The sequence below is a fragment of the Cryobacterium sp. TmT2-59 genome (assembly GCF_004403545.1).
Classification (GTDB): domain Bacteria; phylum Actinomycetota; class Actinomycetes; order Actinomycetales; family Microbacteriaceae; genus Cryobacterium; species Cryobacterium shii.
In genome coordinates this window covers 110359-122577 of record NZ_SOGM01000100.1, presented here as the reverse complement: position 1 = coordinate 122577, position 12219 = coordinate 110359, and the positions used below count along the sequence as shown (strand labels likewise).

Here is a 12219-nt window from a genome sequence, read left to right as displayed (position 1 = left end):
CACGGCGCGCACGACCATCCGCCGACCTGACGCCGTCCGGGAGCGGGGCGCGGTTACGATGGTCGGATGACAGCGTACGTGTCGGCCCTCGACCTCTTCTCCATCGGGATCGGCCCTTCCAGTTCCCACACGGTCGGCCCCATGCGGGCCGCCCGCACCTTCGCCGACCACCTCCTCGACTCGGGCACGCTGCCCCTCGTCACCCGGATCAGCTGTGCGCTGTTCGGCTCGCTGGGTTCGACCGGGCTCGGCCACGGCACGCCCGACGCCGTCCTGGCCGGTCTGGCCGGGCTCCGGCCCGAGACCTGCGACCCGGCCGCGGTGCGCACCGCCTGGTCCGGCCTGCCCGCCGACGCCATCCTGGTGCTGCACGGTCACGAGATCCCGGTGGCGCGGGACGACATCACCTTCGAACCGCGCACCCGCCTGCCCGGCCACCCGAACGCGCTGACCCTGACGGCGTGGGGCATGGATGCCCGGCCCCTGTTCGAAGAGACGTGGTACTCGATCGGCGGCGGGTTCATCCGCCGCGACGGCGACACCGCGGGACCCCGCACGACCCGGACCCAGCCGCTGCAGTTCTCCTCCAGCGCGGAGCTGCTGGCCCTGTGCGACGAGCACGGATTCGGCATCTGCGACGTCGCCCGCGCCAACGAGGAGTCCATCCACGGCGCCGACGGACTCGAGGCCGGCCTCGACGCGATCTGGGACGCGATGCACGTCTGCGTGGAGGCCGGCCTCGTGGCCACCGGCACGCTCCCCGGCGGGCTCAAGGTCAAGCGACGGGCCGCCGCGGTCCGTATGCAGCTGGAAGAATATGACCGGCTGCCGAAGCGGGAGCGCGACACCTCGACCGAGTGGCTGCACGCTTTCGCCCTCGCCGTCAACGAGGAGAACGCCTCCGGCGGGCGGGTGGTGACGGCCCCGACCAACGGCGCCGCGGGCATCATCCCGGCGGTCGGCCACTACTACCTGAGGTTCGTACCGGGGGCGGATGCCGCCGGCATCCGTCGCTACCTGTTGACCGCCGTTGCGATCGGCTCGCTGGTCAAGGCCAATGCCTCGATCTCCGGGGCGGAGGGCGGCTGCCAGGCCGAGGTCGGATCGGCCTGCGCGATGGCATCCGCTGCCCTCTGCGCCGTGCTCGGCGGCACACCGCGACAGGTGGAGAACGCCGCCGAGATCGCGATGGAGCACCACCTGGGCCTGACCTGCGACCCCGTCGGCGGCCTCGTGCAGGTGCCCTGCATCGAACGGAACGCGATCGCGGCCTCCACCGCGGTGTCGGCAGCCCGGCTGGCCTTGCACGGGGACGGCACCCATCTCGTCTCCCTGGACACCGTGATCGAAACCATGCGCCAGACCGGCCTGGACATGATGACCAAGTACAAGGAGACCAGCGAGGGCGGCCTGGCGGTCAACGTCATCGAATGCTGAACCGCGGCCTAGACTGACACTGCCGTGCGGGGGACGCGCGGCGCTCACCTTGGGGGGAAAATGCGCTCCACACAGCGTCGCCTGGCAGCCGGTGGGCTCGGCATCACGGTAGTGGCGGCTGCGCTGCTGGGCCTGGCCGGATGCGCCGCCGCGCCGGCACCCGTCGTCACGGCGACCGTGACGGTCACGCCCACGCCGACGCCCACACCCACCCCCACTCCTGCTGCGGTGCCGGTCCCGCCTGCTCTGCCGGCACCGGCGCCCACCATCACGCCCAATGCGGAGGCCGCCCCGGCCGAACCGCTGCCCGAGGGCCCGGCAAACGACCTGGGCTCCACGGCGGGCGCCCTGGGCGCGGCGACCCGGGACGGGTCGGGCAACCTGCTCAGCTACACCGTGGTCGAGGGAGACGATTTCTTCGAGATCGCGCAGCGTTTCGACGTGCCGGTACAGCAGCTGCTGCGGATGAACCCGTCGGTGTCGGGGCTCGGCGAGGACATCTACATCCGCGATGTCATCAACCTGGACTGGACCACCACCCGCTAGCAGCGCCGCCCACCGGCCGCCGCACCCGCCGCCCGCCGCACCCACCGCCGGCCGCCCCTCGTCCGGCCCACCAGCCGCCGGCCGCTGAACGAATTCGACGGAGATTCTGCCGAAAATGCCCTAAATCAGGGCATTCGGGGTCGTTTCGGGCAAAATCTCCGTCGAATTGGTTAGGGGACGTGCGGACCCCGGCCGGGGAACCGGCGGCGGGAGCCGCGGTGCGAGCCCGACCGGCAGCGGGAACCAGCACCGCGAGCCGCGGAACCGTCTAGTGCGTCAGCAGGTTCACGCGCTCGATCACGTTGATCACGCGCAGCGCGTCCTCCGGGTCGACCGGGACCGGCCCCCCGCGCAGCAGGGCGTCGGCCAGTCCGCTGTAGAACGCCCCGTAGGCGCCGCGCTCGGTGGGCACTCGGGTCAGCGCGCCGTCACGGCCGAGCATGCCCCAGGCGGATTCCGGGTCCACCCCGAAGTCCGGGTCGGTCGGGCTGGCGCCTGCCGCGAGGGCGGTCTCCTGGCCGTCGAGGCCCCACTTGGTGTACCCGGATTCGGAGCCGAGCACGCGGAAGCGTGGGCCGACCTGCGCGGCGATGCCGTTCATCCACAGGTGTGAGCGCACCCCAGACCCGTGATGGAGGGCGACGAAGGTGTCGTCATCGGCGGCGCCGCCCGGGCGCCGGGTCAGGGTCTCCGCGTAGACGTCATCGACCGGGCCGAAGAGCTGCAGGGCCTGGTCGATCAGGTGTGCGCCGAGGTCGAAGAGTACCCCGCCACCCTGCTGGATGGTCGCGCCGACCTTCCACGACTTGGTCTGTTCCGGCTTCCACCACTCGAACCGGGACTCAAACCGGCGCACCTCACCCAGCGCCCCCTCGGCGAGCAGCGCACGCAGCGTGAGGAAGTCGCCGTCCCAGCGCCGGTTCTGGAACACGGTGAGGAGCAAACCGAGTCGCCGGGCCTTCTCGATCAGGTCACGGCCCTCCCATGGTTTCACTGCGAACGGCTTGTCGACGACCACGGCAAGGCCGGCGTCGAGGGCGGCGTTCGCGAGCTCGACGTGGGTGGCCGACGGGGAGCCGATCACGACCAGGTCCAGGTCGTCGGCGGCCGCGAACAGGTCTTCCACGGTCGGCACCAGGCGCGCCTGAGGGTATCGGGTCGCCGCGGCGTTGAGCCGGGCCGGGTCCCGCGTCACGATCAGGTCGAGCGAGAAGTCGGGGTTCGCGGCGAGGAGCGGGCTATGGAAGACGCGCCCGGAGGTGCCGAAACCGATCAGGCCGGTGCGGATGGGGGCCGTTGCAGGCTGAAACTGGGGCATGTTCCCCACGGTACTCCGCGGACGGCTCCCCGGCACGGGCTCCCCGGCACCGACTCGCCTAGAGCCGGTCCACCCCGGTCACGCGCAGCACGGCGGCGCCGAGTTCGTCCGATGCGGCCAGGTCGACCGTGGCGCTGATGCCCCAGTCGTGGTCCCCCGCCGGGTCGTCGAAGATCTGCCGGGCGGTCCAGACGGATGCACCCTCCTCCAGGATCAACAGGCCGGCACTGCGCGCATTCGCCCCGGTGAGCAGCTCGTCATGCTCGGCGTAGTAGCCGTCCATGGCGTCGCCCCAGGCATCCGCGTGGAAGCCGTGTTCCCGGTCGAGTTCGCCCAGCGCATCGTAGTTCTCGAGCGCGGCCAGCTGCACCCGCCGGAACAGTTCGTTGCGCACCAGGATGCGGAACGCGCGGGTGTTGGTGGTCAGGCGGCGCGGCGCCGGCGGCAGCACCGACTGCGCGGCATCCGAGTGCACGGCCAGGTCCGGGTGGATGAGCTCCTCCCACTCGTCGAGCAGGCTCGAGTCCACCTGGCGCACCAGTTCGCCCAGCCACTCGATCAGGTCGAGCAAGTCCTCGGTCTTGGCGTCGTCCGGGATGGTCTGCCGGGCCGCCCGGTAGGCGTCCGAGAGGTAGCGGAGCACGACGCCCTCGCTGCGGGCGAGCTTGTAGTAGGCCACGAACTCGCCGAACGACATCGCCCGCTCGTACATGTCCCGCACGACGGTCTTCGGGCTGAGCTCGAAGTCGGCGATCCAGGGCTGGGATTCCTTGTAGGTGGCGAAGGTGTAGTCCAGCAGCTCCTCGAGCGGCTTGGGCCAGGTGACCTCCTCGAGCAGCGCCATCCGTTCGTCGTATTCGACGCCCTCGCGCTTCATCGCGTTCACGGCCTCGCCGCGGGCCGCGAACTGCTGTCCCATCAGCACCGGGCGCGGGTCGTCGAGGGTGGCCTCGAGGATGGAGATCATGTCGAGGGCGTAGTGGCCGCTGCCCGGGCCGGCCACGTCGGGGTCGGCGTCGAGCAGGTCGAAGGCGGCGAGCGCGAACGGCGACAGGGGCTGGTTGAGGGCGAAGTTGGGCTGCAGGTCGACGGTCAGACGGATGTCCCCGCCCGCGCTCTGTTCCACGATCCCCGCCGCCCGCAGGGTCTTGTAGATCCCCAGGGCGCGCCGGGCGTGCGCGAGCTGACGCTTCCACGGTTCGTGGTTGTCGAAGATGAGGTCGTAGACATGGGCGAACGCGTCCCCGCCGCGGCCGATCACGTTGATCAGCATGGCCGCGGTCATCTGCATGCTCGAGTTCATGGTTTCCGGTTCGGCCGCAACGAGCCGCTGGAAGGACGGCTCACCCCAGGAGACGAATCCCACGGGCGCCTTCTTGCGGATGATCTTGCGCTTCTTCTTCGGGTCGTCGCCGGCCTTTTCGACCGCCTTGAGGTTGTCGGTCTCATGGTCGGGCGCCTGGATGACCACGGTTCCGGCCGTGTCGTAGCCGGCCCGGCCCGCGCGTCCGGCGATCTGGTGGAATTCGCGGGCGTTGAGCTGGCGCATCTTGACGCCGTCGTACTTGGTCAGCGCGGTGAACAGCACCGTGCGGATGGGCACGTTGATGCCCACGCCCAGGGTGTCCGTGCCGCAGATCACCCGGAGCAGGCCGCGCTGGGCGAGCTGCTCGACCAGGCGCCGGTACTTGGGCAGCATGCCGGCGTGGTGCACGCCGATCCCCATCCGGATCAGCCGGGACAGCGTTTTGCCGAAGCTCGTGGTGAAGCGGAACTCGCCGATCAGGTCGGCGATCGCCTCCTTCTGTTCCTTGGTGGCGACCTTGACGCTGCTGAGCGCCTGCGCCCGTTCGAGGGCGGCGGCCTGCGCGAAGTGCACGATGTAGACCGGCGCTTGCCCGGTCTTGAGCAGCTCCTCGACCGTCTCGTGCACGGGCGTGGTCTCGTAGTAGTAGTGCAGCGGCACCGGCCGTTCGACCCCGGTGACGACCGCGGTGGGCCGGCCGGTGCGCCGGGAGAGGTCGTCGGCGATGAAGGTGACGTCGCCGAGGGTCGCCGACATCAGGATGAACTGCACCCGCGGCAGCAGCAGCAGCGGCACCTGCCAGGCCCAGCCGCGGTCCGGGTCGCCGTAGAAGTGGAATTCGTCCATCACGACCTGGTCGACGGGGGTGTCCTCGCCGTTTCGCAGCGCCAAGTTGGCGAGGATCTCCGCCGTGCAGCAGATGATCGGGGCATCCGAGTTGACCGAGGAGTCGCCGGTCATCATGCCCACGTTCTCGGCGCCGAAGATCTCGACCAGCGCGAAGAACTTCTCGCTGACGAGGGCCTTGATCGGCGCGGTGTAGAAGCTGCGCTTGCCGGCCGAGAGCGCGGCGAAGTGTGCGCCGACGGCGACGAGCGATTTGCCGGTCCCGGTCGGGGTGCTCAGGATCAGGTTCGCCCCCGACACGATCTCGATCAGGGCTTCCTCCTGGGCCGGGTACAGTGACAGCTCCTGCTCCCCCGCCCACGTTTCGAAGGCCTCGAAGAGCACGTCGGGATCGGTGACGTGCGGGAGGGCGGTGAGGGTAGCCATGATCCTTCGATCCTGCCCTATTCCTCTGGGCGTCCGCTGCGCCCGGGCGCCCGCCGGTCGCGGTCAGGCCGCACTGCGCTCCGCGTCGGCCCGCCGGGCCCGGTGGATTCCGTACTCCCGCCAGGTGAGGTAGACGACGATGAGGTCGAACGCGGTGAGGGCCACGATGCCCCAGGAGAAGGCCACCGCCAGCTGGTAGCACTGGTACACGATGAAGACCAGGAGGAACCCGATCATCCACGGATACGCCCACAGTTTGTCCCTGAGCACCGCCCAGACGAGCACGACTTTCACCAGCCCGTGGAGGAGCAGATAGACCGCCGCGAAGATCGAGGCGGACACGCTGATTCCGTCGGCGAGGTGCCGCAGGCCGTTAGCGACCAGGTCGTGCGGGTCTTCGGAGAGCTCGTGCTGGGTCAGGAACCGGGTGATCGCCCCGATCTGCGCGGGCGACACCAGCAGCAGCAGGACGCCGCCGACGATCTCCAGGACCCCGTCGAGGCCTTTCAGGATCACGCTGACGCGGAAGGTGGTGTCCAGCAGGCGCCCGGGCTGACGCGCGCTCATCGCTCTCCGTGTTCCGCGGGAACCGTCGGCTCGGCGGCCGTGGACCCTGCCTGCAGAAAGGACGGGGGCTGCTGGCCGGATGGGGACTGCGGAATGGTCACTGTAGCCGTGAAACCGCCGCCCGGCCGGTTGGCGAGCCGGACTCCGCCCCTCGAGCTCGAGACGATTGCCCGGACGATGGCCAACCCGAGGCCGCTGCCGCCGAGGGCGCCCCCTCTTTGCCCGTCCGGGCGGGTGAAGCGGTCGAACGCGATGCCGATGAAATCGTCCGGCATCCCTGGCCCGGTGTCTTCGACCGACAGCCGAAGTTCGGTGCCGTGCTGCACCAGCCGCGCGTGGACCTCCCCCGACTCCGGCGCTGCCCGCAGCGCGTTGCTGATCAGATTGTCGACGACCTGGGCGAAGTGCGCCACGGCGATCGGGTATTCGAGGTCGTCCGAGGCGTCCTCCACGTCGAACTCCACGGCGATGGACTTGTCCAGGGCCAGCAGCCGAGCCCGGTCCGATGCGGCGGCGAACTCGGCGCTGAGTTCCCGCCAGGGTGAGGACTGCGCAATCTGCCCGGCGTCGAGCGATGACAGGGTGAGCAGGTTCGTCGCCAGCACGGACAGCCGATCCACGGAGTTTTCGGCCAGGCGCAGGTCGTCCGTGAGGGCAGTCGCGTTGCCCTCGCTCAGGTGGGCGAGCTCGAGCTGGATCTTGAGCAGGGCGATCGGGGTGCGCAGTTCATGGCTGGCATCAGAGACCATCTGCTTTTCCCTGGCGGCGGTGGAGCGGACACTGGCGATGAAGTCGTTCAGGGTGATGGCGAGATCGGCTAGTTCATCCTGGGCCGGACCTACCGGCAGGGGTTCGGAAGACCCGCTGGCGCGAAGTTCTTCGGCACGACGCCGCATCTGCGAGACGGGTCGCAACGCCGCCGTGGTCAGGAGCCACGACGCCAGTCCGAACCCCGCGAGCAGCATCACGGCGCCGATGATCAGCACCTTCGTCACGTTCGCCAGCACGATCGCCGTCAATCGCAGGTCGCGCGTCGCCACCACGTGCCACGCACCATCCGCTGTGGGGACCGTGCGCACGACCACCAGGTAGTCGGCGCGCGGTTCGTGGACGATGTGGGAGCCGTCCGCCAGCTCGGTGAGGCGGCCCAGCCCGTCGGACAGCGCGTCCGGAAGATTACTGACGACGACCGCCCCGTCCGGACTCACAACGGCCACATGCTGTTCCCCGGCCGGCGGGTCGATCTGGTCCGGATGCGACTGGATGTCCGTCAGGTACGGGGTGCTGGCGTCGTAGAGCAACTTCTTGTCGGAGTTGATCTGCACCTGCTCCATCTGCAACCGGAAGATGAACGAGGCCGCCGTCAGCAGCACGGCTGCGACGAGGACACTGCCGATGGTGATCTTCCAGCGGATCGACAGCCGTCGGATCCAGGTCACTCGTCGACCTTCGCGAGGTAACCCACACCACGCACGGTGACGATGGACACGTTGCTGCCTCGGGCCGACAGCTTCTTGCGCAACGTGCTGACGTACTGTTCCACGATGTTGGCGTCGATGTGCGTCGCCGTCCCCCAGACGGACTCGAGAATCTCCTGCCGGGTGAACGGCACCTCCAGCTGGGTGATCAATCCTCGCAACAACATGAACTCATTGGGGCTGAGCGAAAGCGGATGCCCGCCGGCCTGCCCTTTTCGGGACTGGGAATCCAGCGTCACGTCGCCCGCGGTGACCTTGATCCACTGCTCCGCCGGGTCTCGCCGGATCAGCGCCCGGATCCTCGCGGCCAGCTCGGCGAAGCTGAACGGCTTGGTCAGGTAGTCGTCCGCGCCGGCATCGAGCCCGGTCACCCGGTCATCGACGGCATCACGCGCGGTGAGCAGAAGCAGGGGCATGGCGTTGCCCGTTTCGCGCACGTGCCGGCAGATCTCGAAGCCGGACATCCGGGGCAGCATCACGTCGACGACGGCCGCGGCGAATTTTCTGTTCGCCAGGTTGATCAGCGCGTCGACACCGTTGTCCACGAGCACGGTCTCATACCCCTCCGCCTGGATCCCGCGCTCGAGAGCGAGGCCCATCTGCGCATCGTCTTCGACGATGAGGATCGATCTCACTGGTGGATTCTCCCGTCCCGCATGTCCACAAAACTACTTCATCGCCCGGGGAACGCGCCCGGAGGTCATACCCGGCGCTTCCTGTACACAGTTACAACTTAAAACCCCTGATTTACCGGTACATCGTCATTTTCGCCGCCGAGCATTGCACTATGACCTCAACGCTCGCTCGGACCTCCGCTGGGATCGAGCCGGCCGCGCGCCCGAGCTCAGACCGGTGGCGCCTGGCAGCGGGCCTCGGAGCAGTCGGCTTCGTCGTGTCGTTTGCCGGCTCGTGGATCCCCTCTTTCTGGGGCGACGAAGCCGCGAGTGTGATGTCGGCTGAGCGCTCGCTGCCCACCCTGATCGACATGCTGAAGAACATCGACGCGGTGCACGGCGTCTACTACCTCTTCCTGCACTTCTGGATTCAGGTGTTCGGCGCCTCGGAGCTCTCGGTGCGACTGCCCAGCGCGATCGCCGTCGGCTTCGTCGTCGCCGGAACGTTCGTCCTCGGGCGGATGCTGCTGAGCCGGAACGCGGGTATCGTCGCCGCCGTCATCTGCACGGTGCTGCCCCGCACCAGCTACCTCGGGGCTGACGCTCGCTCGTACGCTTCCTCCACCGCCATCGCGGTCTGGGTCACGATCCTGTTCCTGATCCTCCTCCGGCACCGGTTCGGCTCCGTGGTGTCCCGCCGTCTCGCCTGGGCCGGTTACGCGGTCGGCCTGGCCGTCGGAATCTACGTGTTCCTCTACCTCGGGCTGCTTCTGGTGGTGCACGGGGCTTTCCTCCTCAGCTCCCGGGCCGGCCGGGACCACCTGAAGGAGTGGGCACCGGCGGCCGGCGTCGCCGTCGTAATGGCCCTTCCGATCGTTCTGCTGGGGTATGCCCAACGAGAACAAATCGCTTTCCTGGCCCATCGCGGGTACGCCACGGCACAGTCGGTCGTGGTCGCCCAGTGGTTCGGGAACCCGTTACTCGCCGCTGCCGGCTGGCTGTTGCTCGGTGTTGCCGCCGTCGCCGCGATCGGGGCGTGGCGGCGAAGCCCCGGCAACCCGCCTCCTGTTCTGCTCGCGCTGCTCTGGGTGGTCCTTCCGACGCTGGCCCTGCTGGGGCTCAACGCGGCGACCCCCGCCTACAACCTCCGCTACGTCTCCTTCTGTGTGCCCGCGGTCGCCCTGTCCCTGGCCGCCGGCATCGACGCTGTCAGGCCCCGGTCGGCTCGGATCGCCCTGTTGCTGCTCCTGCTGGTCCTGGCTGCCCCCACCGACGTGCTCCAGCGCGGCCCCTACGCCAAAGACGCCGGCAGCGACCTGGCCCAGGCCTCCGCGATCCTCGGTCGGCAAGCGCGGCCCGGTGATGCCGTCGTGTTCGACGAAACGACCGCCCCCCGCCAGCGCCCCCGGCTGGCGCTGCACCTCTACCCCGACGATTTCCGGGGCCTGCGGGACGTCACCCTCAAGACGCCGTACCAGGCCAGAGGACGACTGTGGGACACCACCTACCCGGTCGCCGACGTCACGGCCCGCCTCGCGCCCGCCGATCGGGTGTGGCTGGTCGAAATCACGGGCAGCCCCGACAACGTCCGGGGCAGCGACCTCGGTGCGCTGGAGAGTGAAGGGTTCGAGGTCGTCTCCACCCGGATGGCCCACCGCACGATCGTCTACGAACTGGACCGGCGATCATGACTCCCGACCACCCCGATGGGAAGAGGAATACCGTGGATGTCTCCGTCATCGTCCCGACCTTCAACGAGGCGCCGAACGTGCCGGAACTCGTCCGGCGGATCGAAACCGCCTTGGAGGGACGCACGGCCGAAATCGTCTTCGTCGATGATTCGACCGACGACACTCCGGCCGCGATCCTGCGCGCGGCCGCCCGGGCGCAGATCCCGGTGCGACTCATCCACCGGGACCACCCGGCCGGAGGACTCTCCGGGGCTGTTCTGGGCGGCCTGGCCGCGACCGTCGGCGAGTGGTGCGTCGTGATGGACGGCGACCTGCAGCATCCGCCGGAACTCATCCCGGTTCTGCTGGCGTCGGGCGTCGACCAGGTCGCCGACGTCGTGGTCGCCTCGCGCCATATCAGCGGCGGATCGTCCGCGGGCCTGAGCGGGTTTGTCCGCCGGCTGGTGTCTTCGGCGGCGACCGTTCTCACCCGGGCCATGTTCCCGACCCGGCTCCGCAACTGCACCGACCCGATGACCGGGTTCTTCGCCGTCAGGCGGTCGTCGGTGGATCTCGGTTCGCTCCGGCCGCGCGGGTTCAAGATCCTGCTCGAGATCCTGGCGCGCAATGCGGTCACGGTCGTCGAGGTGCCGTTCGTGTTCGGGGAACGTCACGCGGGTGAGTCGAAGGCCGACTTCCGCCAGGGCTTGCGGTTCGTGACTCAGTTGGCGACGCTCCGATTCGGCCGGCTGTCCGGATTCGCGCTGATCGGCGCGCTCGGAGCGGTGGGCAACCTCGCGATCATGGCCCTGCTGCAGGCGTTCGGCGTCTGGTACCTGCTGGCGGCGATCATCGCCGCCGTGGTCACGATGGTGACGAACTTCCTGCTGCAGGAACGGTTCGTCTTCCACGACCTCCGGGAAGAGGGGCGACACGTCTGGACTCGACTGGCGCAGTCATTCGGTTTCAACGGGGCGGAGACGACGCTCCGCACGTACCTGCTCTGGGTGGTCGTCAGCGTGACGTCCATCCCCAGTGTCGCGGCCCAGGCGGCGCTGCTCACCGCCGGTTTCGTGCTTCGGTTCGTGTACCACTCCCGCGTGGTCTACCGGCCGAAGCGCACGTCGTCCGCGGGCTACGGCGTCGAGGCCGCGCCGGGCTTCCTCGCGGACCGGTCCGCGGGGAACGACGCCAGGGCGCGGTAGAGACCCCGTCTGTCCTCGAGCTATCCGGGCAGGGCCCCTGGGTCTACATTCGGGGCAAGCATCGGCCCGTCGGAGGGGACTCATATGCGCTGGCACCGAAAGAGAATTCCCGTACCGGGCGGCTCGAACCGACCCGCTCCAGTCTGGTCGACGCGCTCCGTGCCTACGCGTCGAATGTGCGCCGCTACATGGTCACGACCACGGCCCTCGGGCTCGTGCAGGGCACCCTCAACGCACTCGCGCTGGTGGTCCTCGCCGTTCCGGGCGCCTTCCTCTGGGGGTTGCTGTCGTTTGTGTGCAGCTACATCCCGAATGTCGGCTACCTGATCGCGATCGTCCCGCCCGTGGTCTTCGGATTCCTCGAAGGCGGCTGGTCCACGGCGATCTCCGTGATCGTCGTCTACACCCTCGTGAACGCGGTCGTGCAGGGCGCCATCCAGACCCGACTGGTCAGCAACGCCGTCGCCCTCAGCCAGACCATAACCTTCGTTTCCGTGATGTTCTGGTCGGTGATCATGGGGCCGATCGGTGCGCTGCTGGCCATCCCCCTCACGTTTCTCGTGCGAACGATCCTCGTCGATTCCGATCCCCGGTCACGGTGGTGGCGCCCTCTGCTCGGCGACCTGGCGGCGACGCGGGCCCTGATGACGCGGGAGGCGGCCGAGCGGAAAGCCGGGCGCCGGGCCAGGAAGCGCCCTCCGATACCGGTTCCGCCAACCGCACCGCCAACGATCCAGACCGGCTAGGCAGCCCCGCCCCCGTTGGCCCGACCAGGCTCCCCTGACCAGGCTGTCCGCCACAGTGCC

10 protein-coding genes are annotated in these 12219 nt (G+C 69.0%); 5 read left to right on the top strand and 5 right to left on the bottom strand.

The features are described 5' to 3' along the window. Positions 1-66: 66 nt before the first annotated feature. Positions 67-1437, top strand: a complete 1371-nt coding sequence (locus E3T24_RS16100) for an L-serine ammonia-lyase (protein ID WP_134367724.1) — start codon at positions 67-69, stop codon at positions 1435-1437. Positions 1438-1497: 60 nt separating this feature from the next. Further along, the gene (locus tag E3T24_RS16095; RefSeq protein ID WP_134404197.1) at positions 1498-1983 is read left to right on the top strand and encodes a LysM domain-containing protein; all 486 of its coding nucleotides are present in this window, start codon (positions 1498-1500) and stop codon (positions 1981-1983) included. A 268-nt stretch (positions 1984-2251) separates the two neighbouring features. On the opposite strand, the gene E3T24_RS16090 is transcribed toward E3T24_RS16095, so the two are convergent. From E3T24_RS16090 to E3T24_RS16070, 5 genes are all read right to left on the bottom strand, one after another. Continuing rightward, positions 2252-3301, bottom strand: coding sequence for a Gfo/Idh/MocA family oxidoreductase (locus E3T24_RS16090; RefSeq protein WP_134367720.1), 1050 nt, complete (start codon positions 3299-3301; stop codon positions 2252-2254). Between the two features lie 58 nt (positions 3302-3359). Then, on the bottom strand, positions 3360-5879 hold the full coding sequence (locus tag E3T24_RS16085; RefSeq protein WP_134367718.1) for a DEAD/DEAH box helicase: 2520 nt from the start codon (positions 5877-5879) through the stop codon (positions 3360-3362). A gap of 63 nt (positions 5880-5942) precedes the next feature. Continuing rightward, positions 5943-6446: a DUF2127 domain-containing protein gene (locus tag E3T24_RS16080; protein ID WP_134367716.1), complete on the bottom strand. Its 504-nt coding sequence runs from the start codon at positions 6444-6446 to the stop codon at positions 5943-5945. Next, positions 6443-7885, bottom strand: a complete 1443-nt coding sequence (locus E3T24_RS16075; RefSeq protein WP_134404199.1) for a HAMP domain-containing sensor histidine kinase — start codon at positions 7883-7885, stop codon at positions 6443-6445. Before E3T24_RS16075 ends, E3T24_RS16080 begins: the two co-directional genes overlap by 4 nt. Continuing rightward, positions 7882-8559: a response regulator transcription factor gene (locus tag E3T24_RS16070; RefSeq protein ID WP_134367712.1), complete on the bottom strand. Its 678-nt coding sequence runs from the start codon at positions 8557-8559 to the stop codon at positions 7882-7884. Before E3T24_RS16070 ends, E3T24_RS16075 begins: the two co-directional genes overlap by 4 nt. 152 nt (positions 8560-8711) lie before the next feature. Here E3T24_RS16070 and E3T24_RS16065 point away from each other — a divergent pair, with 152 nt between their 5' ends. The 3 genes from E3T24_RS16065 to E3T24_RS16055 are packed head-to-tail and all read left to right on the top strand — an operon-like array spanning position 8712 to position 12159. Continuing rightward, a complete protein-coding gene (locus E3T24_RS16065; protein WP_134434863.1) occupies positions 8712-10229 on the top strand; it encodes a glycosyltransferase family 39 protein in 1518 nt (505 codons plus the stop codon). A gap of 32 nt (positions 10230-10261) precedes the next feature. Beyond that, positions 10262-11413, top strand: a complete 1152-nt coding sequence (locus E3T24_RS16060) for a glycosyltransferase (RefSeq protein ID WP_134367709.1) — start codon at positions 10262-10264, stop codon at positions 11411-11413. Positions 11414-11460: 47 nt separating this feature from the next. Continuing rightward, positions 11461-12159 carry an AI-2E family transporter gene (locus E3T24_RS16055; protein WP_134367708.1) on the top strand — a complete coding sequence of 233 codons (699 nt, stop codon included), beginning with the start codon at positions 11461-11463 and terminating at the stop codon, positions 12157-12159. Positions 12160-12219 lie beyond the last annotated feature (60 nt).